Origin of the sequence: Clostridioides sp. ES-S-0049-02, assembly GCF_020658465.1 — a bacterium.
Classification (GTDB): domain Bacteria; phylum Bacillota; class Clostridia; order Peptostreptococcales; family Peptostreptococcaceae; genus Clostridioides.
Genome location: NZ_JACVWG010000010.1, coordinates 82,475 through 107,171, shown reverse-complemented (window position 1 = coordinate 107,171; position 24,697 = coordinate 82,475). Strand labels below are relative to the sequence as shown.

Genomic DNA, 24,697 nt, shown 5'->3' with positions numbered 1-24,697 from the left:
TAAAACGGTTAGGCACGTTATAGTCTACTAAGGTATCTATAAAGTTAATTTCTACATTTCATGTGAAACATAATCGTTATAGATGAATTAGGGTGGTACCGTGAATAATCTCGCCCCTATGTTAAATCATAGGAGGCGATTTTTTATTATTTTAAATGAAATATATATAATTATGAACGATAAAAAATTAGGAGGTAAGTAATATGAGCAAACCGAGTTTTTATGTAACAACACCAATATACTATCCAAGTGGAGGATTACACATAGGTCATACTTACTCAACAGTAGCTGCAGATACAATAGCTAGATTTAAACGTTTCTGTGGATATGATGTAAAGTTTTTGACAGGAACAGATGAACATGGTGAAAAAATACAAAAGAAAGCAATAGAACAAGGAATGTCAGAAATAGAATACCTTGATGGAATGATAAAAGATATAAAAGCATTATGGAATACTATGGATATATCTTATGACGATTTTATAAGAACAACAGAAAAAAGACATACAGATATAATACAAAAAATATTTACTAAGTTATATGAACAAGGTGATATATACAAAGGAGAGTATGAAGGTAGATATTGTACTCCTTGTGAGAGTTTCTGGACAGAATCACAGTTATTAGAAGGAAACAAATGTCCTGATTGTGGAAGAGAAACATACTTAGTAAAAGAAGAATCTTATTTCTTTAGATTATCTAAATATGAAGATAGATTAAAAGAGTTATTTAAAGACGATAGTTTCTGTTTCCCAGCTGCTAGAAAAAATGAAATGGTGGCAAATTTCTTAGATAAAGGGCTGGAAGATTTAAGTGTAACAAGAACAACTTTTGACTGGGGAATAAAAGTTCCTTTTGATGAAAAGCATGTAATTTATGTATGGGTAGATGCTTTATGTAACTATATAACAGCATTAGGATATATGACAGATAATGATGAAGAATTTAAAAAATATTGGCCTGCAAATGTTCAAATAGTAGGTAAAGAGATAGTGAGATTCCATACAATAATATGGCCAGCACTTTTAATGGCTTTAGGTTTAGAAGTTCCAAAACAAGTATTTGGTCATGGATGGATATTGTTTGCTGATGATAAAATGAGTAAATCAAAGGGTAATGTTGTTTATCCAGAGCCAATAATAGAAAGATATGGAATAGATACTCTTAAATATTTCTTATTAAGAGAGTTTGCATTTGGTCAAGATGGAAGTTATACTCATAGAAATTTTGTAACAAGAATAAATTATGACCTAGCAAATGATTTAGGAAACTTAGTAAGTAGAACTGTAGCAATGGTTGAAAAATACAACGGTGGTATAATACCAACAGTAAAAACTTCAACTGATTTTGATGCTGATTTAAAAGAGCAAGCTGTATCAACTAGAGAAAATTTTGAGGCTGAAATGGATAAAATGCAATTCCATGAAGCATTAGAGAGTGTATGGAAACTAGTTAGAAGAACTAATAAATATATAGATGAGACTATGCCTTGGGTGCTTGCTAAAGATGAAAGTAAAAAAGATGAATTAGATACAGTTTTATATAATTTATGTGAATCTATAAGAATAATTGCAACACTAATAAATCCTATAATGAATGAAACTGCTAATAAGATATATGCACATATAGGAATACAAGGTCAAGATGATATAACTACATGGGAAAGCACAAAGACATTTGGTCTTATTGGAGAAAACGTAAAAGTGTTTAAAGGCGAACCTTTATTCCCAAGACTAGATGTAGAAAAAGAAATAGAAGAATTAACTAAAATGTTTTCTGGGAAACCTCCAGTAGAAGAAAAACCTTTAGAGCATAAAGAAGAAATTACTATTGATGATTTGGATAAAATAGAGCTTAGAGTAGGAAAAATAATAAGTTGTGAAAAGCATCCAAAAGCAAATAAATTATTAGTATCACAAGTTAAGATTGGACCAGAAACAAGACAAATAGTGTCTGGAATAGCTGAATACTATAAACCAGAAGATTTAGTTGGTAAAGAGGTTACAGTGGTATGTAACTTAAAACCAGTTAAGTTAAGAGGTGTAGAATCTCAAGGGATGATATTAGCAGCAGGAGATGATGGTGACCCTTATGTTCTACCATTTACACAAGGTGCCAAGGATGGATGCGAGGTTCGCTAATAGGCAATTAAACAGTAAGGAGATAAAAAATGTTATTTGACTCACATGCACATTTAAATGATGAAAGTTTTGATGAAGATAGAGATGAACTTATTGGTTCATTAAAAGAAAAAGGTGTAGATTTGGTTGTAAATCCAGGAGCAGATATAGAAACTTCTATAACAGCAATTGAACTATCAAAAAAATATGACTTTATATATTCGGCAGTTGGGGTACATCCACATGATGTATCAAAACTAGATGATACAGCAATAGACACTCTAAGAAGACTTGCAACTGAAAATGAAAAGGTTGTGGCTATAGGAGAGATTGGGTTAGATTATTATTATGATTATTCTCCAAGAGAAGAGCAAAAAGAGTGGTTTAAGAAACAAATTGAACTAGCTAATGAGTTAAAGCTTCCAATAATAATACATGATAGAGATGCACATGCGGATACTTTTGAGATAATAAAAAACACTAAGAGTCCTGAAATAGGTTGTGTGCTTCATTGTTATAGTGGTAATGTGGAATTAGCTAGAGAATATGTTAAAATGGGATGCTATATATCAATTCCAGGAACAGTTACTTTTAAAAATAATAAAAAAACTAGAGAAGTTGTAAGAGAGATACCTCTAGAAAGACTGTTTATAGAAACTGATTCACCATATATGTCACCAGAACCACATAGAGGAAAGAGAAATAATCCTTCTCAAGTAGCTTTTGTTGCAGATAAAATAGCTCAAGAAAAAGGAATATCTTATGAGGAAGTGTGTAAAATTACTAAAGAAAATGCGAAGAAGTTCTTTAATATAAAATAAGTAAATTAAAAATAAAATTTACAATTATACAAAAATAATAGTTATAAATATAGAAAAAGCATACCATTCAGTTTGAATGGTATGCTTTTTTTATTTGTAATATTATAATTTTTTATTAGTTTTACAACATACTTCTTAACATTGTTAAAAAAGAATTTACAAGATATTCACTAGAATTAACTCAAACATAATATCCATTTAACTTAGATTGTATATTATATTCTTAGAAATAAGTAAATAAAGGAAAGATTAAGGAGGCAAAATTTTGCATACAGTTGATAGTACTAAGATATTGATAAATATGAACTATGAGAAATTAGAGCAAATATATTTAATGATAAAAAATACATCAAGCATTTCTATAATTAAAGCCCCTAGCTTAGCTACAGTGATGGTGAGAGCCAACGAAAGTGTAAAAAATACTACATTTAATTTAGGAGAAATACTAGTTACAGAGTGTAGTGTTAAGGTAGATGAAAGCTTAGGTTATGGTATAGTTGCAGAAAATAATGAAAAAAAAGTTATTTGCTTGGCAACTATAGATGCAGTTTTACATAGCAATAATAATAAATTTGATGAATTAAAGAACTACATAAATAAAAGTATCTGTGAAGAAAGTTTAAGATATGAGCAAGAACTTATTAATGAATTTAGTTTAATTAATAAAACAAAAGTCCAATTCAATACTATGGATTAAGTAGGAGGAGAATCATGGTAAGTTACACGCAAGAAATATATAGAAAGTTGCTAGATAGTGCTTCATTTCCTGGGAAATTAAATAACATCAATAATATAAATATAGAAAATAATACAAAATTATCAAATGGAGCAATTGGTATAGCAATTACTTTATTAGACCAAGAAGTTACCTTCTATATAGAAAACTGTACTAAAGAAGATATAAAAAATATAAGAGCGCTGACAATGTCAAACCAAGTAAATTACAATAAATCAGATTATCTGTTTTTAGATATTAATTCAGAATTAGATATACTACAAATTAAAATAGGTTCTTTTGAATATCCTGATGAAAGTACAACTATAATACACCAAGTAAATGAACTATCAACAGATTATAAAGATAAATTCATAAGACTTTATTTAAGTGGTCCTGGTATAAAATCTAAAAAGAATTTATATATAGATGGAGTTAAACAAGAATTCTTAGAAAGATTACTTATGATAAATAAAGACTATCCGACAGGGTCAGATTTGATTTTAATAGATAACAAAGGAGAACTTGCATTTATACCAAGGTCATCAAAATTAAGTTGGGAGGTATTATAATAATGGCTTATGTGGCAGTTAAAGGTGGAGAAGAAGCTATATTACAGGCTAAAAATATACTTGAATTTTATAGAATAAAAGGAGAAAGCCTACCAATAGATGTAAAACAAATTAAAGAGCAAATGTCTTATGCTGTGGACAAAGTGATTTCTGAAGGAAGTCTATACAATAAGGAATTATCTGCATTAGCTATAAAACAGGCTCAAGGTGATATATTAGAAGCATCTTTCTATATAAGAGCATTAAGGTCAACAATGCCTAGAGTAACCTATTCAGAACCTATAAATACAGAAGAAATGAGAATAGGTAGAAGAATATCAGCTACATTTAAAGATATACCAGGAGGGCAGTATCTTGGAGCAACTAGAGATTATGAAAATAGAATACTAAATGTAGAGTTGCTTAAAGAAGATGAAGAAAAAAATAGAGATTTTAAAGCTAACTATATAAATGACTTAGAAAAAGTGAATGAAATACCTAAATTCACAAAAGTATCTAATATATTTAGAAAAGAGAATTTGTTGGAAGAGGATACTTATGAAGATAAATTAGAAGAAGTAATAGATGATATTACAAGAAACAGCCTAAGATTTCCAGTTTCTAGGTCAGCTAAATTGCAGGCACTTACTAGAGGTGAAAGTGGAGCCGTATCAGGGTTTGCTTATTCTATTGTAAGAGGTTTTGGTGATGAACATCCATATATAAGTGAACTTAGGACAGGAGATGTATATATAAAAATAAAACATCCTATTTATGAAGATGAGCAAATAACAATCGGAGAAATGTTAGTTACTGAGTGTGAAATAGTATCAAAAGCATCACAAAGTAAGTCTGAAAATTCTAAAAATAAATCGGGAGATATAAATAAAATGTCTTTAGGATATGGTCTTTGTATGGGAAATAATGAAAATAAGGCTATATCTATGGCTATACTAGATAAATCTTTGGAACCAAATAGTGAAAAATTAGCCCAAGATGAAGAATTTGTATTACTTCATATAGATGGTATAGATTCATTAGGGTTTATATCTCACTTTAAGCTTCCTCACTATGTAGATTTTAAAGCAGATGTAGAAAGAATAAAATAGGATATGGAGGGAAATTAAGTGATATATAACTATGGTTTTTTAGATGAAAATACAAAAAAAGAAATCCGAAGAAAAATACTAAAAGCAGTTTCAATACCTGGTTATCAAGTACCTTTTGGTTCAAGAGAATTACCTATTGCTAAGGGATGGGGGACTGGAGGACTACAACTAACCCTATCATTGCTTGGTGAAAGTGATGTAGTAAAAGTGATTGACCAAGGAAGTGATGATTCTACAAATGCTTGTAATATAAGAAATTTTATTTCAAGTGTAAGTAATGTAGAAACTACAAAAGATACATTAAAATCTACATTGATTCAAACAAGACATAGAATACCAGAAGAAAAATTAATGTCTAATCAAATACTGATATTTCAAGTGCCAATACCAGAGACACTTAGAATAGTAGAGCCTAGTGAAGTAGAGACAAGAAGAATGCATTCAGAAGAAGATTATAGTAGGATGTGGGTATATCTGTATGAAGATATAGTTAAATTTGATGATATATCAATAGCAGCAGAGTATCCATGTAAAGTAAATGATAGATATTTAATGAATCCATCGCCAATACCAAGATTTGATATAAAGAAATTAAACATGTCAGATAACTTATTTTTATTTGGTGCAGGTAGAGAAAAGAGAATATACGCTATACCTCCATACACAAAGGTAGAACCTTTAGAATTTGATGACTATAAATTTGAAGAGGAAAAATTTGAAGGAAAACATTGTAGTTTATGTAAAAGTTCAAATACATTTCTAGATGAAGTATATGATGGTGATACTAATGAAAAGTACTATAGCTGTTCTGATACAAGTTATTGTGAAAAAGTTAGGTTAAGAAATGATGGCGTAGATGTGGCAATTGGAGGTGCTTGGAATGAGTAGTGCAAAACTAGGCGAAGACAAAAAAATAGAAAATATAGATAAACAAGTGTTAATAGGAAAAAATATTAATCTTATTTATGGAGATGGATGTGAAAATTGTTTTGAGAGTACAGGATATGAAAGTAATAATATATGTAAATATTGTGGTTCTATAGTTGCATGTAATAATGTAAATCTTGAACTTTATGAAGGAGAAGTTCTTGGTATTGTTGGAGAATCTGGTTCAGGAAAAAGTACATTGTTAAAGATTTTGTTTTTTCAAGAGAATGCAAATAGTGGAGAAGTGTACATGTCAAATTATGACAAGTGTACAAATATATTAGAACTCTCAGACCAAAAAAAGAGGTACATAAAGAATCATTTTATGGGTATTGTATATCAAAATCCCCACCTTGGTTTAAATTTGAATTTTAGTAGTGGTGGGAATATAGCAGAGAAATTATTAATGGCTAATATATATAATGTTGAGAAAATAAGAGATAGGGCTAAAGAGCTTCTAGTAAAGACTAATATACCTGTAGAAAGAATAGACCACAAACCGAAATATTTTAGTGGGGGAATGCAACAAAGAGTTCAAATAGCAAAAGCACTTTCTAATAATCCTCCAATACTTTTATTAGACGAAGTTACAACAGGACTGGATGTTTCTGTACAAGCTGAGGTATTAGATTTAATAAGGGAAATACAAAGAGAGCTTAAAATCTCTATGATAGTAGTATCTCATGACTTTGATGTTATAAAAATGCTTGCTGATAGGACAATTGTTATGAAAAATGGAAGTGTAATCGAATCTGGTTTAACAGACCAAATAATGGAAGACCCACAGCATCCATATACTCAGCAACTTATAAATTCACTACTATAAATAATATTTGTAAATAAGTAAAATGGGGGTTTTAAATAAAATGGAAGAAATTATACTTGAAGTAAATAATTTTAGCAAAGATTTTGAATTACATGCATTAAATAAAACTATAAAAGCGTGTAGTGAAATAAATTTTACAATTTCCAAAGGTGAATTTTTAGGAATAATAGGAAAATCTGGAGCGGGAAAGTCTACTATATTAAAAAGTATTTATAAAACATATATCCCAACGACTGGAGAAATAATATTTAACTCAGAAATATATGGAAAGATAGATTTATCTACAATTGGTGACAGAGAAATGATAAATCTTAGAAAAAAGGAAATAGGATATGTATCACAGTTTTTAAAAACACTTCCACGAATAACGGCTATTGAGCTAGTAGTACATTCTTTAATTGAGAGTGGATTTGAAAAAGATTGTGCATATGATATGGCAAAAGATATACTAACTCAGTTTGAAATAAAGGAAAACTTGTGGGATGCTTATCCGAATAATTTTTCTGGCGGAGAAAAATTAAGATTAAATCTAGCACAAGCTATGGTCAAAAAACCTAGGCTTTTGTTACTTGATGAACCAACTGCATCACTTGATAATCAATCTAAAATATACGTAAAAGAAAAAATGTTGGAACTTAAAAATCAAGGAACTACAATGATAGGGATATTTCATGATATAGAATTTATGGAGACTGTTATAGATAAAACATTTACTATGACAAAAGGCACTATAAGTGAAAGTGGGGTAGCTTAGATGGTAAAATTAATTCATAATGCAAATATTGTATTGGAAGATAAAATATTAGAAAATGGCCATTTAATTATAGAAGGAGATACAATAAAGAAAGTCTCAAATGATAAGATTGATTATTTACTAGATTTCAACGAGATAGATGAAATAATAGATGCAAAAAACTTATATGTTATACCTGGTATCATAGATATTCATAGTGATGCTATTGAAAAGGAAATAGAGCCAAGACCAAGTACATTATTACCATTTAATATGGCATTTTATGAACTAGATAAAAAACTACCTGCAAATGGAATAACAACAGTTTATCATTCTATATCTTTGGGTGATGGAGTAGGAGTTAGAAGTATTGATAATTCTTTGGAAATGATTGAAAATATCGATTCGTACAAAAATATAAATAGTAAGAATATAAATCATAAAGTTCACTTAAGGTATGAAGTGTTATACCATGAAGGTTTAGAGAAGGTGTCAGAGTTGTTAGAAGAAGATAAAATAGACTATTTATCTATAATGGACCATTCTCCAGGACAAGGTCAGTATACAAATCCAAAGTTCTATAGAGAGTATGCTACTAAGGTATGGGGAGTAACAGAAAATTATGTAGATACATGGTTAGATGACTTAGTAGATTTACATGATAATTTAGATTGGAATAAAATAGCCAGTGTCATCGGAGTGGCAAAAACTAAAAATATAAATGTTGCATCACATGATGATGATACGTTAGAAAAAATGGATTTTATAAAAAATATAGGAGTTAATGTATCTGAATTTCCTATAACTCTTGAAGTTGCAAAATATTCAAAGAAATTGGGTGTTTTAACTTGTCTAGGTGCCCCAAATATTGTAAGAGGGAAATCTCATAATAACAACTTAAAGGCAATGGATGCTATATTGGAAGACTGTTGTGATATTGTTTGTTCAGACTATCTTCCATCAGCAATGATAAAGTCCATGTGCATAGTTGCACAAGAAACTAACAATCTAAATAAAGCAGTTAACCTATTTACTTCAAATCCAGCTAAAGCAGTTGGTATATATGGTGAAAGAGGTAGCATAAAAGAAAATAAAAAAGCGGATTTAGTTTTATTGGATATTGATAGTGAGTATCCAAGAGTTGTAAATACTATTGTAAATGGAAAAACAGTTTATAAAAGGGAGGTATAAAGATTGTTAACAGATTTACATTGTCATACAAGCATATCAGATAATAACTTCACTACAGAAGAAATAATTAAGAGAGCATCAGAAAATAATATAAGTGTTTTAGCAATAACAAATCATGATACATTGTCTGGATTAGATGAAGCTATCATATTGGGAGAAAATTATGGAATAACTATAATACCAGGTATAGAAATATCAGCATACGATTATAAAAACAGAAAAAGAGTTCATATCTTGGGCTATAACATAGATTTAAATAGTCAAGAAATAAAAAATTTATGTAATCCAATGGTTTGTGATAGACATAAAGCATCTGTTAAGATGGTAAATAAAATTATAGATTTAGGATATAAAATATCTCTAGAAGATGTAAAGAAATATTCATCAAAGACTGGAATATTTAAACAACATATAATGAAAGCGCTTATAGATAAAGGATACACAGATAAAATATATTCAAGTTTATATAAAGAGTTGTTTCATAGAGGAAATGGTAAGGCGTATGTATCTTTAAAATATGTAGATTATAAAGATGCAATAAGAGCTATAAAAAGTTCTGGTGGAATTTGCGTACTAGCTCATCCTGGGCAAATGGACAATTTTAATGCTATTGAAGATATGGTGAATGTTGGATTAGATGGGATAGAAGTGTATCATCCATCTCACAATAAAGACTTAGAAAAAGAGTCACTTTCTTATGCTAAGAAATACAACTTAGTTGTTACAGGAGGCTCAGATTATCATGGGCTTTACTCTCAGCATGAGTGTGACCTAGGAAGTAAAAGCTTAAATAGAGAAGATTTATTTAAGTTTAGGTTAGCCTTAGGAGGGGTTTTATAAATGTCTTTTTTACAAGTTAAAGATGTAAGTAAAAGTTATGGACAAGCTAAAGTGCTAAAAGACATATCTATTGATATTGAAAAAGGAGAGTTTATTTGTTTATTGGGACCAAGTGGATGTGGGAAAAGTACATTGCTTAGGATAATTGCAGGGCTTGAAGACAAACATGATGGAAAAATAATAATAAATGATAAAGATATGACAAACTCACCACCTGAAAGTAGAAATTTTGGTATAGTTTTTCAGTCATATGCACTATTTCCAAATATGACTGTTTACAAAAACATAGCTTTTGGCTTAGAAAATAAAAATATAAATAAATCTAATATTGATAAGAAAGTTAATGAAGTTTTAGAGGTAGTAGAATTAAGTGGATATGAGAAAAAGTATCCCTCTCAATTATCAGGAGGGCAACAACAGAGAGTCGCACTAGCTCGTGCAATTGCTCTAGAGCCAGATTTTTTACTTCTTGATGAACCATTATCTGCATTGGATGCAAAAGTAAGATTGAAACTTAGGGAACAGATTAGAAGCTTACATAGAAAACTGGGTATTACTACTATAATGGTAACTCACGACCAAGAAGAGGCACTTTGCTTGGCGGATAAAATGGTTGTTATGAATAGTGGAGAAATAATACAGGTTGGGACTCCAAAAGAAGTATATAAAAATCCAGAGACCCCTTTTGTAGCTGATTTTATAGGAACAATAAACTTTATAGATGATGGTATTAATAAGATAGCTATCAGACCAGAAGATATAAAAGTAGAATTTAATAGAGATTCTAAAGACAATGATATCAAAGTTGGAGAGATTTTAGATATTGAATTTAGAGGATTTAACTATAGAATTACAGTTGAGTATTGTTCTAAGAAAATAAAATTAGATATAGTTTCAAAAGTTGCAGAACAAATGAAACTATGTATAGGGTCTAAAATAAATTTTAAAATTCCCAAAGAAGGAATTGTAGAATATAAATCAGAGGGATGTGCTTAATAGCTAGGGGTGAATAAATGATAACAACAAAAAACAAAAGAAGGATAAGTGATAGTACAATACAAAAATGTTTTTTAATTTTTTCGCTAATTATACTAATAGTATTTATATTGTTTCCTTTAGTATCATTATTAAAAAATGCATTTTTAGATACAAGTGGAAACTTCATAGGTATTTCAAATTTTAGTAAATATGCTGAAAATCCAAGTCTTATAGCATCATTTAAAAATTCAATTTTTGTATCTACAGTTTCATCTTTAATATCACTATGTTTAGCATTTATCTATTCATATGCAATAACAAGAACAAATATAAAATTTAAGAATTTTTTTAAAACTATGGGAATGTTTCCCCTTTTTGCACCAACTATGTTATATGGTATTTCACTTATATACCTGTTTGGAAATAAAGGAATATTTACAACAATGGGATTTGAGATACCATTATATGGACCATTAGGAATAATTGTCTCTCAAATACTGTTTACATTTCCACAAGCTTTTTTAATACTATCCGTTGCTCTTTCAATGGCAGATTATAGACTTTATGAAGCAGCAGATAGCTTAGGGGCTAGTGATTTTAAAAAGTTTTTTAAAATTACAATTCCAGGCATAAAGTACTCACTAGTAAGCTCCTTCTTTGTATCCTTTATACTTGCATTTACAGACTTTGGAGCAGCAAAAGTAGTCGGAGGAAACTATAATGTGTTAGCTACAGAGATATATAAGCAAGTAGTAGGGCAGTTTAACATACCAATGGGAGCAACTGTTTCTATGGTAATGTTGATTCCTGTACTAATAGCTTTTACATTAGACAAGGTGGCAAGTAAAAAACAAGGAATGACTATAACAGCAAAATCTATGCCTTATAAAATTAAAGAAAACAAATTTAGAGATAGAGTATTTTTAATAGCATGTAGTTTTATAACTTTATTAATCTTCATTTTGATATTTGTTTCAGTTATAGGTTCAGTCATAAAATTATGGCCATATAACCTAAGTTTTACAATGGAACATTATACATTTAAAGGTATTTTAGGAAGCGGATTAAAAACCTATTTAAGCAGTTTAAAAATATCAACATTAACAGCTATATTTGGAACTATATTTGTGTTTTTTAGTGCATACATGATAGAAAAAGTAGATAAGTTTCCACGATTAAGACAAACAGCTTACTTTTTATCTATGATACCAATGGCATTACCAGGTCTAGTGCTAGGAATATCATATATAACTTTTTTTAACTCAGCAAGTAATCCACTAAATTTCCTATATGGTGGTACAGCTATACTTGTCATAGTAAATATAGTACATTTTTACTCTGTTTGCTTTATAACTTCAAATTCGTCACTAAAAATGTTGGATAGAGAGTATGAGTTAGTTGCAAAATCTATAAACATTCCCTTTTATAAAGTGTTTTTCAACATCACAGTACCAATGTCTATAACATCAATACTTGAGATAGTAGTATATTATTTTGTAAATTCAATGGTTACTGTTTCAGCATTAATATTTTTATATACTCCTCAGACTCAGACTGCATCAATATCCATATTGAAGTTAGATGAGATAGGATATATAGGACCATCAGCAGCTATGGCAGTATTAGTGCTTTTAACAAATATAATAGTAAGACTTTGCTATGAATTCGTAACAAAAAAATTAAAAAATAATACACAAAAATGGCAACAAAAAGATGTTGCATAGGGGAGGTAAAGATGAAATTTAAGAAGCTAGTTTCTTTAGGAGTATTATCAACACTTTTATTGAGTGTAATAACAGGATGTAGCACTGCCTCATCAGGTGGAGACTCAAAGTCTGATAGTAAAACAAAAGGTGATTTAACAGTTTACACAGCAATCGAAGAAGACAGTATAGACCCATATTTAGCTACATTTAAAGAAAAATACCCAGATATTAAATTAAATGTTGTTAGAGCATCAACAGGAGATATAACAGCAAGACTATTAGCAGAAAAAGATAATCCTCAAGCAGATATTGTATGGGGGATTGCTGCCACAAGCTTGCTAGTTGCAGATGACCAAGGAATGTTAGAACCATACGCTCCAGAAGGGTCTGATAAAATAGACCCTGCATTTAAAGATGGTAAAGAAGTACCTTCATGGGTTGGAATAGATGCTTGGATGACAGGTATAACAGTAAATACTAAAGAATTAAAAGATAAAAATATACCAGTTCCTAGTTCTTATGAAGATTTGATAAAGCCAGAATATAAAGGTCTTATATCTATGCCTAATCCATCTTCTTCTGGTACAGGATATTTAACGGTATCAGCGCTTATACAAATTATGGGAGAAGAAAAAGCATGGCAGTATATGGATAAGTTACATGAAAATATTGGTGTATATACTCAATCAGGTTCAGCTCCAGCTACATCGGCAGCTTCAGGAGAGTATCCTATAGGGATATCTTTTGGATACAGAGGCATAAAATTAAAAGAAGAAGGTTATCCAGTAGAAGTAGTGTTTCCAAAAGAAGGTTCTGGATGGGATATAGAAGCAAATGCTCTTGTAAAAAAAGATAATATAAAAGAAGCTTCTAAGGTATTTTTAGATTGGGCAATAAGTAAAGATGCAATGAATGAGTATTCTAAGAACTATGCAGTTACTACAGTTGATACAGGAAATCCAATCCCAGAAGGATTCCCTAAAAAGCCATTAGAACAAATGATAGATAATGATTTAAAATCAGCAGCAAAAAATAGAGAAACTATATTAAATAAATGGATATCAAAATATGATGGAAAGACAGAAAAGGAAAGTTAAATTCATTAATAAAATCCAATAAAAAAGAGCCTAGAATATAAAATTTATATCTAGGCTCTTTTAATGTATATTTGTCCTGAGTTCTACATCTTTTTCTATAAATCATTAATATTAAAAAAGAAAATTGTATGGATGATATAATATTAATACAGGTAATGCTACATGGGACTTATTGTTGCTTATAGGTGATTCAATAGAATATAATAGTGAATATATTTATCTAGTAGGAATAAATTTTTCTTAAACTATAGATTTCTAAATAAAAATAAATAGGTTAGTGCCTTGATTAAATTAAATAAAAACCTTAAAATAAAGAGATGTAAACAAAAACTAAAAACAAATAAAAGGTGAATTTATATGATAAAAGAGATAATAGTAGTAGAGGGAAGAGATGATGTTACAGCTGTTAAGAGAGCAATAGATGCAGAACTTATAACCACAGGTGGATTTGGATTTCCAAAAGGAGTAATGGAGCGTATAAAATCAGCTAATGAAAGACGAGGAGTTATAATATTTACAGACCCAGATTTTGCAGGTGAAAAAATAAGAAAAAAAATAGCATCAGAAGTTCCAGGATGTAAACATGCGTTTTTACCAAGAGAAGAAGCTAAAAAGGATGGAGATATAGGTATAGAAAATGCTACTCCTAAAAGTATAATAGCAGCTTTAAATAAAGTTAGAACTGAAAGTACAGAGAAAAGAGATGAATTTAAACAAGTTGATTTGATTAGAAATGGTCTTATAGGAAATGAAGATGCATCATCTAGGAGAGATGCACTTGGTAAAATACTTGGGATTGGTTATGGAAATGCAAAGCAATTTTTAAATAGATTAAATAATTATGGTGTTGAAAGAGAAGAATTTATAAGTGCATTAAAACAAATTTAAATGTAAGCATGTATGATATGAAAAAAATATATAAAAAATAAATATAAAATTATGGAGTAATTTAAAATAAATTATCTTTAATAAATATTTTGCTTTAAACACATGTAAATAAGTATAATTAATAGGATAAAATCTTAAAATAAGTTAAAAAGGAGTAAACGATGGATAGACTATCTTCACACAGTGCAACGAAAGAAGTAGTACAAAAACATAATTTTAAATTTTCAAAGTCTTTAGGTCAGAATTTTTTAATAGATAGTAATATAATAGATAAAATATTGGATGGAGCTAGAGTTACAGAAGGAGATAACATAATAGAAGTAGGTCCTGGGATAGGTACACTTACTCGTGAAATGGGTAAGGTAGCAGAGAAAGTGGTAGCTATAGAAATTGATAGAAACTTAATTCCTATATTGAAAGATACCTTATCAGATTTAGAGAATATAGAAGTTATAAACCAAGATATATTAAAAGTAGATATACAAGAACTAGTAAAAGATAAATTAAATGGTGGACCAGTTAAGCTTGTAGCAAATCTTCCATATTATATAACTACACCAATAGTTATGAAATTTTTAGAAGAGGATATACCTGTAACGGATATAGTAGTTATGGTTCAAAAAGAAGTTGCAGATAGAATGAATGCTGTTCCAAGTACAAAGGATTATGGAGCATTGTCCATAGCTGTTCAGTACTATTGTGAAACAGAAATTGTAGCAAAGGCTCCAAGACATATGTTTATACCACAACCCAATGTAGATTCAACGGTTATAGGTTTACATGTCAGAGCTGAAAAGAAATATGATGTTCATAATGAAGAACTATTTTTCAAGACAGTAAAAGCATCTTTTGGACAAAGAAGGAAGACTTTACTTAATTCATTGGGAGGCCTTGGTTTTCTTAATAAGGACGAAATAAGAGAAATATTAAAAGAAGCTAATATAGATGAAAAAAGACGTGGTGAAACTCTTAGTATAGAAGAGTTTGCAGTTCTTTCAAATATAGTAAATACAAAAGTATCTTCTAAATAGGAGGTACTTTTTTTTATTTTATTAACATATATTGTTTAGAGAAACTGTGTTAAGGGGGGATTGCAGTGGGTTCTAAAAGAAAGTTTAAAAGAGACTATATAATACTAGAAGCTAAAGACATAAACTTTAGATACAAAGAACGAGTACTGCCAAAAGCTTTTGCAAAAGTCGAAGTAAATGATGAAAAATCAATCATTGCATTATATGTAGAAAATCTAAAATATGTTAAAGATGGGTATAAAGCAGTAGCAATAAAAGGTGACCATGGATTAATAGACTTAGGAAATATAATTTTAAATGAACAAGGAAGAGGTGAATTTGTTTTAGATTTAGAGGATTATGATGAAGAAATAAAAGGAATTGCCTTATTGTATGAAAGAAATATTCCTCTAGTTGGGTTTAAGGGAAATAAGATTGAAAATTATGAGGACATATTATTCCAAGATGTAGAAGATGAAGAGTTAGCTGAAAGTGAAGAAGAGTATTTAGAAGAAGATATAGAGGTTGAAAGAGAAGAAGAGTACTTAGAAGAAGATGCTGATAATGAAGAAAACAGTGATAGTGACGAAGAATATATTATAGAAGAATATGATGAAGATGAATATGAAGATTATTGGGAAGATGATGAAACTGAAGAGGGAGAATTAAAGATAAGAGCAGATGTAGAAGATTCTAGTGATGATGAAATTGAAGAATTTAATAACTATAAGGAAATAGAAAATTATAACAAGGCTAAAGAAAATGAATTCTATGACGATATAGAATATGAAGATGAATATGATGAGGATGAAGAAGATTTTGAAATAAGACATGAAGAAAAGGTAGTTGCTTCTCAAAAAACTACTAAGTCAAAGAAAACTCAAAAAGAACAAAATAATGTTGAAAAAGTAAAAAGAGCCAATGGAATAAATCAAATAGATAGTGGGAATAAGCAAGCTGGAACATTACTTATGCCTAGACAAATAAAGAAAGGGTTAAAGTTATTTAGAGAAGTTAAGCCTTTTACAGCAGATTATATAGACAATACAAGATGGTGGAAAATAGAGGTAAACCCTACAACATTGTGTGGATATTCAATGCCTTATTTAGGATATTTAAATGTATTGAATTATACAATGTATAGTGATGCAGTTTTACATTCATATAAATATAGACATTACTTATTCGGAGTACAATATGATGAATATAATAAGAGAAAGCATTATATTTATGCTATTCCAGGTAATAGAAATGAACAACCAGATAATGGAAGTACAGGATTTTTGAGATATCAAGCTTGTGACCACAGAACCAATAGTTTAGGCTACTGGTTATGCTTTATAGATTCTAGACAGAGAAGTATAGTTAGATAAAACAATAAGAATGAAAGAATTTAACTTTAACTTTCATTTTAGTAAAGAAACTTAACTAAAATGATATAAAAGTTTAAAAACTATTGATAATATTTAAATATTACACTACAATATATGTTGAAATACCTATTATATTATGGAGGAAGATTATGATAAACGAGCAAAGAATTTTAAATGAGTTCCTTGAATTAATACAGATAGACAGTTTATCTTTAAAAGAGGGGAACGTAGCCAAAGTATTAGTTGAAAAGTTAGAAGAAATAGGTTGTTCAGTTGTAGTAGATAATGCTGGTGAAAAAGCAAATGGAGAAACAGGCAATATAATAGCTACTTTAAAAGGAAATAAAGAAGGAAAGAAAATATTATTTAGTTCACATATGGATACAGTAACTCCAGGAATAGGGGTAAAACCTATAGTGGATGAAGTAAATGGAATAATAAAAAGTGATGGGACTACAATATTAGGATCTGATGATAAAGCAGGTATAGCAGCTATATTAGAGGGATTAAGACAAGTAAAAGAAAATAATATAGAACATACTGATATTCAAGTTGTATTCTCTATATGTGAAGAATGTGGATTAGTTGGAGCTAAAAATTTAGACTATGCAAAAATAGATTCTAAATATGCCTTTGTATTAGATAGTGGTGGTTCTCCAGGAGAGATAATAGTAAAAGCTCCTGCACAAGATGTAATAAATGTTAAGATATTAGGAAAGACAGCTCATGCAGGTCTTGAGCCTGAAGCTGGTATAAGTGCTATAATGGTAGCTGCTAGAGCAATAGATAATATGAATTTACTTAGAATAGATGAAGAAACAACTGCTAACATAGGAATTATAAATGGTGGAACAGCTACAAATATAGTAACAGGAGAAGTTAACATAGTTGCAGAAGCTAGAAGTCTAAAAGAAGATAAATTAGATGTTCAAACTAAACATATGGTAGAAACTTTTGAAAAAGCTGCTAAGGATTTTGGAGCTAAAATTGAAATAGATGTAAATAGAGCATATACTCCAATAGATGTGAATGAAAATTCAGAAATAATACAACTTGCAAAAAAAGCATTTTCAAATTTAGGAATAGAAGGTCATACTGAATCTACAGGAGGAGGTAGCGATACTAATATATTAAGTAAAAATGGTATTGAAGCTATAACTCTAGGAATAGGTATGAAAAATGCGCATACATTAGATGAACATATAGCTATAAAGGATTTATATGATTCTGCCAAAATGGTAATAGAGATAATAAAAGAAGCATAAATTTAAATAATAGTGTATAATATATATATCGCCTAGCTCAAGCTAGGTGATTTTTCATTTTATAGAAGATTGATAATCTCTATTGAAAGTAAAAGATATACATTTGAATATAATAATAAATTTAATTTATGTTTAAGTATATGTTTTTAATAATATTTAGATTTGGTTTGTTAGGAGGAATAACAATGGAAACAAGGTATGAGGAAGCAAATAAAATAACAATACAATCAATAATTTGGAATATAGTCTTAACAATAATTAAGGTGATAGCTGGTATTATTGGTAATTCGAGTGCTATGATTGCAGATGGATTACATTCAGCCTCAGATATTATAAGTTCTATAGGTGTACTGATAGGTAATTATGTATCTTCTAGACCAGGAGATAAGGAACATAATTATGGTCACGAAAAGGCAGAGACATTGGTATCATTCGTATTATCAATATTACTTATATTTGTTTCTATAACAATAGGTATAGGGGCTATTAAATCATTATTTAACTTAGATGCATTGAGTGTTCCATCAATACTTCCGTTAATAGTGTCAGTCATCTCAATTTTGATAAAAGAGTATCAATATAGAATAACAATCAAAGTTGCTAAAAAGATAAATTCACCAGCTTTAAAAGCAGATGCTTGGCATCATAGGTCAGATGCTCTATCTTCAGTGGCTGCATTTATAGGTATAGGAGGTTCTATTTTAGGATTTAAACCATTAGACCCAATTGCGTCAGTTGTAGTGGCAGTATTTGTGGCTAAGGTAGGAATCGATATACTTAGAAGTTCTGTAAATGAATTGATGGATGTTTCAGTTGATGAAGAAGAAAGAAGAGAATTAAAGTTTATTGTAGCAGATACAGAAGGTGTTAAAAATCTAGGAGATATAAAGACTAGAAAGCATGGAGCTATGGCATATGTGGACTTGACTATATGTGTTGATGAAAATCTCACAGTAAAACAGGGGCACGATATTGCTACTAAGTTGGAAAAACATATAATAAAACATATGGAATTTGTAAAAGGGATAACAGTTCATGTTGAACCATGCACTAATTGCCAAGGAAATAAGTGTATAAAATAATTATAGCTTAAAAAAAAGTGTAAAAAGTTATATAATTGTTTTATGACTATAAACTCTAGGGGTGGTTAAATGAGTAAGAAAAGAAAACTAAAGAAAAAAGCTGCAATATTAATAGGAGTAGTTGTTTTCTTTATAATATACTTTATATCCTTTAAAATAGGTCTAAACATGGAGAAGGATAAGAGTGAAGTTCCAAAGAAAGTAGAAACAGAGACAGAAGATAATAGGTCTTTAATGACTCAAATAAAAGAGAAAAAGAAAATTTATGTATCAGATAAAAATGTAGAAAACATAAAAATCGAAGAAGATATGTGGAACGAGATAAAGTTCTTTTTCTCAGAATTTAAGAAGGTAAGAAATACTACTTCTTATGAAGCAATTTATGAAGGGTATTCTGATGATGGAATTAAATTTTCTACAGACCTTAATTTTTTTAGAGTCTATACTGTAAATAAAGAGGAATATTATAAAGTTCCAATTGATTCCAAAAATTCTTTTAAGAAACTTTTAGATGAGAGTATATATACTTCATTTGACCTTTTGAGTCACTATAAAGACTGGAAAGAGGTCACTATAACTTATGGAAAAGAAACTAAGAAGGTTCATAAATGGAAGTTTGATGATTTAGCACATAAGATGATTTCAAAAAGAGTTGTAGGAAAGGTTCAGCCAGAAAAAAGCAAGGAAAGAAGTGATTATAATTTCAGTATAAATATAAAAGGTGAAAATTTTGCTGTGAAAGTAGATACAATGGGCAAGGATTATGTAAAAGTTACTTCTAAAAAAACTGTCTCTTACTACGAGGTTCATACAAGTTTATTTGATTATCTTAAAAATGAAATATTTGAGATTGGAAAGAAATAAAATATTAAGAAGGCTATCAAGCGATTATATCATTTGATAGCCTACATTAATTTTTATATGTTATTTTTAGTTACATACTATTTTTCAACTAGTAAGTCTGCAACCTTATATATTGGACCAGCACCAGCAGTTATTACTAAATCATTATCATTAACATTTTCACGTAAATATTTTACTATATCTTCAAATTCTTTTATGTAGATAGCATCTACGTTGTTTTGATATAATTTTTCAACTAAATCTTTAGAGTGTATATCTCCTGGATCATCTTCTCTTGCAGCATATATGTCTGTTATGATAACTTTATCAGCAGCATAGAAAGCTTCTGAAAATTCTCCTAAAAGAGATTTTGTTCTAGTGTAAGTATGTGGCTGGAAGATGCACCATAAAGTTGATTTTTTTAACTTTTTAGCAGCAGCTAAAGTAGCCTTTAATTCAGTTGGATGATGTGCATAATCATCTATTACTAAGGCATTTTTGTAGTATCCTTTAGATTCAAATCGTCTTCCTACACCTTTATATATTTTTAAATTTTTTCTTATAGTCTCTAAATCAATACCAGAAACAAGAGCTGCCATTATAGCAGAAGAAGCATTGTATATATTATGAAGACCATATACAGAAAGCTCAAATTCTCCCAAATCTTTTCCTTGATACTCTATTTTAAATATCCCATGACCACTATTATCAAAATGTATGTCTTTTATTACAGCATCATTGTCAGAATCTCTACCATATTTTATAATAGTAGCTTTGACATCATATAATATGTCATCTACATTTTCATCATCACCATTTATTATGAAATATCCATCTGGAGGTAAAAGTTTACCAAATTTATTAAAAGAAGCTTTGATTTCGTCTATACCTGAGAAATAATCAAGATGGTCTTCCTCAACATTTAAAACTATAGATATCTTAGGATTAAAATTAAGGAAACTATCTACATATTCACATGCTTCAGTTATAAAATGGTTAGAATTACCTATCTTAACATTACCACCTATCATGCTTAAGTTACCACCAACTAGTATAGTTGGGTCTAAGTCTGCATATTCAAAAATTGTAGACAACATAGATGTTGTAGAAGTCTTTCCATGTGTACCAGAAACTGCTATAGAGTTTTTATATTCTCTCATAATCTGGCCTAAAAAAGTAGCTCTGTTCATTATTAATTTATTCTTTTCTCGAGCAGCTATAAGTTCTTCATTATCTGGGTGAACTGCTGCAGTATAAACAACCATATTTACATCATCTGATATATTTTCTTTTTTTTGACCGATATAGATGTTTGCCCCTTGATCCCTAAGTTTGTCTAATAGATATGATTCGTTTGAATCCGAACCTGAAACCTGATAACCCTTATTGATACATATTTCGGCTAATGCACTCATGCTGATACCGCCAATTCCTATAAAGTGTATATTCATAATAAAACCACCTTTCTTTTTAATTAAGTCCTACAATATGAACTATTTTTGTGGTATAATAATATAATGTTCAATATTTTATAATTAATATGCATATAATATTATATGTATTTTATTTTTGAATATAATAAAACATAAGTAATATTATACCACAATACGAATTGTTATGCATTATTTAGTTTAACGTTATATAAAGGTATTTGTAGGAGGAAATAGTAATGAAATTTAAAAGAACAGAGAGAATTGGAGCAATAGTTAAAATACTATCTGATAATCCAAATAAAATATATACATTAAGTTATTTTACAAATCAATTTAATGCAGCAAAATCCACAATAAGTGAAGATTTATTAGTTGTAAAAAATGTATTTGAAAAACTACATTTAGGGAAAGTTATAACTATCTCAGGTGCAGCAGGAGGAGTAAAATATATACCTAAAACTTCTATAGCAGAAAATGCAGAGTTTTTAATGGAATTATGTGAGAAAATATGTGACACATCTAGAATACTATCTGGTGGTTTTTTATACTTAATTGATTTAATTTATGACCCTACAATAGCTGCTAAGATAGGAAAAATATTTGCTTCAAACATTGAATATGTAGATGCAGATTATGTTGTAACAATGGAAACAAAAGGTATACCTATGGCACTTATGACTGCAAAGGCTATGAATTTGCCTTTAGTTATAATAAGGAAAGACATAAAAGTATCAGAAGGTCCTACCCTTAGTATGACATATGTAAGTGGAAATAATTCGAAGGTTGAGAGTATGAGTTTACCAAGAAGGGCTCTTAAACCAGATAGTAAAGTTATAATTATAGATGATTTCATGAGGGGTGGAGGTACTATAAAAGGAATGGTAGACCTTATGAATGAATTTGGAGCAGAGGTTATAGGTACTGGAGTATTTATATCTACAACAAATCCTTCAGAAAAAATGGTAAAAGATTATATATCACTAATTCAGTTAGATGTTACTGGAGATAAAATAGTAGTTGAACCAAATTTAAAAACTTTTAAAGATGAATATAGAAATGAAGAATTAGATGAAGAAAATGATTCAGAATTTGAATTTGAAATAGATGAAGATTAATAAAAAAAATATTTAGAAAAATATGTAAAAATAAAAAGAGGATATCCCTAGTTGTCCATAGAATTACTTAAAAAACAGTTTATATTAATTTATTCCAACAATAATAATTTTAATATAAATTAATTTCTGTCAAAATCAAAGGGGGATATATTGGTATGAAGATAACTGACGTAAGAGTAAGAAAATTAACAGAAGAAGGCAAGATGAAATGTATAGTTTCAATAACTTTTGATAATTTGTTTGTAGTGCATGATATAAAAGTTATAGAAGGCCACAATGGGTTATTTATAGCAATGCCTAGCAGAAAAGTAGGCGAAGGAAATTTCAGAGACATAGCTCATCCAATAAATGCAGAAATGAGACAAGTTTTAGAAGATGCAGTTTTACAAGCGTATCATGAAGCATTAGTTCAATGGGAAGTAGCTGCTGAATAACAATAAATATAAAATGGAGAGAGCCCGAACATTTAGGCTCTTTTTAAATGTAGAATTTGCATTAAAATATGTACTTTTTAGTAAAAAAGTGCTATATTATTAGTGATAATGTATATGTTGTATACAAATTGTTAAATAAATGTATTATAATGTATATTGATTGAGATAATAATACGAATAAAATTAAATTAGATTGAATGGAGTGTATCAATGAACTTTAAAGCTATAATCCTTGCCGCTGGCAAAGGAACAAGAATGAAGTCTAAATACCCAAAAGTTATACATAAAGTATGCGGAAAAGAAATGGTCAACCATATTATAGATGTTTCAAAAAAATCAGGTGTAAAGGATACTGTTGTAATTTTGGGGCATGAAGCGGATGTAGTAAAAGAAAAACTTGCAGAAGAAACTATGATAGCTATGCAAACAGAACAGCTTGGAACAGGACATGCTGTAAAAATGGCTAAAGAATATATAAATGATGACGATATAATAGTTGTACTTTGTGGAGATACTCCACTTATAAAGGAAGAAACATTAAAGAAATTATTTGATTTCCATATAGAAAATAAATATCATGCCACAGTTCTTACAACAAAAGTTGGAAATCCAACAGGTTATGGTAGAATAATAAGAGATAAGAAGGGTGACCTTCTTAAAATAGTGGAACAAAAAGATGCAAATTCAGAAGAAAAAATGATAAGTGAGATAAATTCTGGGATATACTGTTTTAATGGAAAGAGTCTTAGAGAAGCATTAGATTTGTTAAATAATAACAATGCACAAGGTGAATATTATTTAACTGATACTGCTAAAATAATGAGAGACAAGGGCTTAAAAGTTGGTGCATTTGCAGGTTCAACTATTGAAGAACTTATGGGTGTTAACTCAAGAGTGGAATTATCAAAGGCAGAAGAAATTATGAGAAGAAGAATAAATGAATCTCATATGGTAAATGGAGTGACTATAATAAACACTAACTCTACCTACATAGAATCTGATGTTGAGATAGGTAATGATACTATAATATATCCAGGGGTTATGTTACAAGGAAAAACAAAGATAGGTTCAGATTGTATAATTGGAATGAACTCATCTATAACAAACTCAGAAATAGGAAATGGTACAGAAATAAAAAATTCAACGATACTTGATAGTAAAGTTGGAGATAATACTACTGTTGGACCATATGCATATTTAAGACCGAAAACTAACTTAGGAAACAATGTAAAAATAGGTGATTTTGTAGAGGTAAAAAATGCTGTTATAGAAGATGGTTCAAAAGCATCTCATCTTTCTTATATAGGAGATGCACATGTTGGAAAAAATGTAAATATTGGATGTGGAGTAGTATTTGTAAACTATGATGGTAAAAATAAATTTAAGTCAATAGTTAAAGATGATGCGTTTATAGGTTCAAATTCTAATTTAGTTGCACCAGTAGTTGTAGAAGAAAAAGGATATATAGCAACAGGTTCAACAATAACACATGATGTCCCAGATGGAGCTTTAGCAATAGCAAGACAAAGACAAGTTGTTAAAGAAGGATGGGTAGAAAAGAAGAATCAAAAAGATAATCAAGGTAAGTAGTTATTTAGTTTATTATTTTGGCTAATAAAATTAGCTCGAAATTATTATAA

23 protein-coding genes and 1 other annotated feature (1 of these 24 only partly in view) are annotated in these 24,697 nt (G+C 29.4%); of the genes, 22 read left to right on the top strand and 1 reads right to left on the bottom strand.

Translation table 11 applies throughout. From position 1 onward, the window contains the following. Positions 1 to 121 (top strand) — a binding site (T-box leader); it begins 128 nt to the left of the window's first position. An 82-nt stretch (positions 122 to 203) separates the two neighbouring features. From metG to IC213_RS16645, 19 genes are all read left to right on the top strand, one after another. Continuing rightward, positions 204 to 2,141: a methionine--tRNA ligase gene (gene metG, locus IC213_RS16735; protein ID WP_227436371.1), complete on the top strand. Its 1,938-nt coding sequence runs from the start codon at positions 204 to 206 to the stop codon at positions 2,139 to 2,141. A 29-nt stretch (positions 2,142 to 2,170) separates the two neighbouring features. Continuing rightward, positions 2,171 to 2,941 (top strand): TatD family hydrolase, encoded by a 771-nt coding sequence (locus tag IC213_RS16730; protein WP_227436369.1) that lies wholly within the window; start codon positions 2,171 to 2,173, stop codon positions 2,939 to 2,941. 265 nt (positions 2,942 to 3,206) lie between these two features. Continuing rightward, positions 3,207 to 3,638, top strand: a complete 432-nt coding sequence (gene phnG / locus IC213_RS16725) for a phosphonate C-P lyase system protein PhnG (RefSeq protein WP_227436367.1) — start codon at positions 3,207 to 3,209, stop codon at positions 3,636 to 3,638. Between the two features lie 14 nt (positions 3,639 to 3,652). Continuing rightward, positions 3,653 to 4,228 (top strand): phosphonate C-P lyase system protein PhnH, encoded by a 576-nt coding sequence (gene phnH / locus IC213_RS16720; RefSeq protein WP_227436365.1) that lies wholly within the window; start codon positions 3,653 to 3,655, stop codon positions 4,226 to 4,228. A 2-nt stretch (positions 4,229 to 4,230) separates the two neighbouring features. After that, positions 4,231 to 5,316, top strand: a complete 1,086-nt coding sequence (locus IC213_RS16715; RefSeq protein ID WP_227436363.1) for a carbon-phosphorus lyase complex subunit PhnI — start codon at positions 4,231 to 4,233, stop codon at positions 5,314 to 5,316. Between the two features lie 18 nt (positions 5,317 to 5,334). Continuing rightward, positions 5,335 to 6,204, top strand: coding sequence for an alpha-D-ribose 1-methylphosphonate 5-phosphate C-P-lyase PhnJ (locus IC213_RS16710; protein ID WP_227436361.1), 870 nt, complete (start codon positions 5,335 to 5,337; stop codon positions 6,202 to 6,204). After that, positions 6,197 to 7,069 carry an ATP-binding cassette domain-containing protein gene (locus tag IC213_RS16705; RefSeq protein ID WP_227436360.1) on the top strand — a complete coding sequence of 291 codons (873 nt, stop codon included), beginning with the start codon at positions 6,197 to 6,199 and terminating at the stop codon, positions 7,067 to 7,069. Before IC213_RS16710 ends, IC213_RS16705 begins: the two co-directional genes overlap by 8 nt. A gap of 40 nt (positions 7,070 to 7,109) precedes the next feature. Continuing rightward, on the top strand, positions 7,110 to 7,823 hold the full coding sequence (locus tag IC213_RS16700) for a phosphonate C-P lyase system protein PhnL (RefSeq protein ID WP_227436358.1): 714 nt from the start codon (positions 7,110 to 7,112) through the stop codon (positions 7,821 to 7,823). After that, positions 7,824 to 8,993 carry an alpha-D-ribose 1-methylphosphonate 5-triphosphate diphosphatase gene (locus IC213_RS16695; protein WP_227436356.1) on the top strand — a complete coding sequence of 390 codons (1,170 nt, stop codon included), beginning with the start codon at positions 7,824 to 7,826 and terminating at the stop codon, positions 8,991 to 8,993. A 3-nt stretch (positions 8,994 to 8,996) separates the two neighbouring features. Beyond that, positions 8,997 to 9,833, top strand: coding sequence for a PHP domain-containing protein (locus IC213_RS16690; RefSeq protein ID WP_227436354.1), 837 nt, complete (start codon positions 8,997 to 8,999; stop codon positions 9,831 to 9,833). Continuing rightward, a complete protein-coding gene (locus tag IC213_RS16685; RefSeq protein WP_227436351.1) occupies positions 9,834 to 10,829 on the top strand; it encodes an ABC transporter ATP-binding protein in 996 nt (331 codons plus the stop codon). Between the two features lie 17 nt (positions 10,830 to 10,846). Further along, on the top strand, positions 10,847 to 12,535 hold the full coding sequence (locus tag IC213_RS16680) for a putative 2-aminoethylphosphonate ABC transporter permease subunit (protein ID WP_227863290.1): 1,689 nt from the start codon (positions 10,847 to 10,849) through the stop codon (positions 12,533 to 12,535). Positions 12,536 to 12,546: 11 nt separating this feature from the next. After that, a complete protein-coding gene (locus tag IC213_RS16675) occupies positions 12,547 to 13,614 on the top strand; it encodes a putative 2-aminoethylphosphonate ABC transporter substrate-binding protein (protein WP_227863289.1) in 1,068 nt (355 codons plus the stop codon). A 357-nt stretch (positions 13,615 to 13,971) separates the two neighbouring features. Then, positions 13,972 to 14,502, top strand: coding sequence for a ribonuclease M5 (gene rnmV, locus IC213_RS16670; protein ID WP_227436345.1), 531 nt, complete (start codon positions 13,972 to 13,974; stop codon positions 14,500 to 14,502). Between the two features lie 161 nt (positions 14,503 to 14,663). Continuing rightward, positions 14,664 to 15,533: a 16S rRNA (adenine(1518)-N(6)/adenine(1519)-N(6))-dimethyltransferase RsmA gene (gene rsmA, locus IC213_RS16665; protein ID WP_227825271.1), complete on the top strand. Its 870-nt coding sequence runs from the start codon at positions 14,664 to 14,666 to the stop codon at positions 15,531 to 15,533. A gap of 65 nt (positions 15,534 to 15,598) precedes the next feature. Beyond that, on the top strand, positions 15,599 to 16,885 hold the full coding sequence (locus IC213_RS16660; protein ID WP_227436342.1) for a hypothetical protein: 1,287 nt from the start codon (positions 15,599 to 15,601) through the stop codon (positions 16,883 to 16,885). Between the two features lie 149 nt (positions 16,886 to 17,034). Further along, entirely contained in the window at positions 17,035 to 18,150 is a 1,116-nt protein-coding gene (locus IC213_RS16655) for a M20/M25/M40 family metallo-hydrolase (protein WP_227851752.1), read from the top strand. Positions 18,151 to 18,335: 185 nt separating this feature from the next. Then, complete coding sequence (locus tag IC213_RS16650) at positions 18,336 to 19,232, top strand: cation diffusion facilitator family transporter (RefSeq protein ID WP_227436337.1); 897 nt, start codon at positions 18,336 to 18,338, stop codon at positions 19,230 to 19,232. Positions 19,233 to 19,301: 69 nt separating this feature from the next. Continuing rightward, a complete protein-coding gene (locus tag IC213_RS16645) occupies positions 19,302 to 20,096 on the top strand; it encodes a hypothetical protein (RefSeq protein WP_227436335.1) in 795 nt (264 codons plus the stop codon). A 77-nt stretch (positions 20,097 to 20,173) separates the two neighbouring features. Here IC213_RS16645 and murC read toward each other — a convergent pair whose 3' ends face one another. Next, positions 20,174 to 21,526, bottom strand: a complete 1,353-nt coding sequence (murC, locus tag IC213_RS16640) for a UDP-N-acetylmuramate--L-alanine ligase (RefSeq protein ID WP_227436333.1) — start codon at positions 21,524 to 21,526, stop codon at positions 20,174 to 20,176. A gap of 218 nt (positions 21,527 to 21,744) precedes the next feature. Between murC and purR the strand changes: the two genes are divergently transcribed. The 3 genes from purR (at position 21,745) to glmU (ending at position 24,647) form a co-directional block, all read left to right on the top strand. Beyond that, positions 21,745 to 22,623, top strand: a complete 879-nt coding sequence (purR, locus tag IC213_RS16635) for a pur operon repressor (protein WP_227436331.1) — start codon at positions 21,745 to 21,747, stop codon at positions 22,621 to 22,623. Positions 22,624 to 22,778: 155 nt separating this feature from the next. After that, positions 22,779 to 23,057 carry a septation regulator SpoVG gene (gene spoVG, locus IC213_RS16630; protein ID WP_003421453.1) on the top strand — a complete coding sequence of 93 codons (279 nt, stop codon included), beginning with the start codon at positions 22,779 to 22,781 and terminating at the stop codon, positions 23,055 to 23,057. A 210-nt stretch (positions 23,058 to 23,267) separates the two neighbouring features. After that, positions 23,268 to 24,647 (top strand): bifunctional UDP-N-acetylglucosamine diphosphorylase/glucosamine-1-phosphate N-acetyltransferase GlmU, encoded by a 1,380-nt coding sequence (gene glmU / locus IC213_RS16625; RefSeq protein WP_227436330.1) that lies wholly within the window; start codon positions 23,268 to 23,270, stop codon positions 24,645 to 24,647. The last annotated feature ends 50 nt before the right edge of the window (positions 24,648 to 24,697 follow it).

Excerpts from the sequence above, each read along its gene's own strand:
- metG (WP_227436371.1), top strand. The coding sequence starts at position 204 with ATGAGCAAACCGAGTTTTTATGTAACAACACCAATATACTATCCAAGT.
- IC213_RS16730 (WP_227436369.1), top strand. The coding sequence starts at position 2,171 with ATGTTATTTGACTCACATGCACATTTAAATGATGAAAGTTTTGATGAA.
- phnH (WP_227436365.1), top strand. The coding sequence starts at position 3,653 with ATGGTAAGTTACACGCAAGAAATATATAGAAAGTTGCTAGATAGTGCT.
- IC213_RS16715 (WP_227436363.1), top strand. The coding sequence starts at position 4,231 with ATGGCTTATGTGGCAGTTAAAGGTGGAGAAGAAGCTATATTACAGGCT.
- IC213_RS16705 (WP_227436360.1), top strand. The coding sequence starts at position 6,197 with ATGAGTAGTGCAAAACTAGGCGAAGACAAAAAAATAGAAAATATAGAT.
- IC213_RS16700 (WP_227436358.1), top strand. The coding sequence starts at position 7,110 with ATGGAAGAAATTATACTTGAAGTAAATAATTTTAGCAAAGATTTTGAA.
- IC213_RS16695 (WP_227436356.1), top strand. The coding sequence starts at position 7,824 with ATGGTAAAATTAATTCATAATGCAAATATTGTATTGGAAGATAAAATA.
- IC213_RS16685 (WP_227436351.1), top strand. The coding sequence starts at position 9,834 with ATGTCTTTTTTACAAGTTAAAGATGTAAGTAAAAGTTATGGACAAGCT.
- IC213_RS16680 (WP_227863290.1), top strand. The coding sequence starts at position 10,847 with ATGATAACAACAAAAAACAAAAGAAGGATAAGTGATAGTACAATACAA.
- IC213_RS16675 (WP_227863289.1), top strand. The coding sequence starts at position 12,547 with ATGAAATTTAAGAAGCTAGTTTCTTTAGGAGTATTATCAACACTTTTA.
- rnmV (WP_227436345.1), top strand. The coding sequence starts at position 13,972 with ATGATAAAAGAGATAATAGTAGTAGAGGGAAGAGATGATGTTACAGCT.
- rsmA (WP_227825271.1), top strand. The coding sequence starts at position 14,664 with ATGGATAGACTATCTTCACACAGTGCAACGAAAGAAGTAGTACAAAAA.
- IC213_RS16655 (WP_227851752.1), top strand. The coding sequence starts at position 17,035 with ATGATAAACGAGCAAAGAATTTTAAATGAGTTCCTTGAATTAATACAG.
- IC213_RS16650 (WP_227436337.1), top strand. The coding sequence starts at position 18,336 with ATGGAAACAAGGTATGAGGAAGCAAATAAAATAACAATACAATCAATA.
- IC213_RS16645 (WP_227436335.1), top strand. The coding sequence starts at position 19,302 with ATGAGTAAGAAAAGAAAACTAAAGAAAAAAGCTGCAATATTAATAGGA.
- murC (WP_227436333.1), bottom strand. The coding sequence starts at position 21,526 with ATGAATATACACTTTATAGGAATTGGCGGTATCAGCATGAGTGCATTA.
- purR (WP_227436331.1), top strand. The coding sequence starts at position 21,745 with ATGAAATTTAAAAGAACAGAGAGAATTGGAGCAATAGTTAAAATACTA.
- spoVG (WP_003421453.1), top strand. The coding sequence starts at position 22,779 with ATGAAGATAACTGACGTAAGAGTAAGAAAATTAACAGAAGAAGGCAAG.
- glmU (WP_227436330.1), top strand. The coding sequence starts at position 23,268 with ATGAACTTTAAAGCTATAATCCTTGCCGCTGGCAAAGGAACAAGAATG.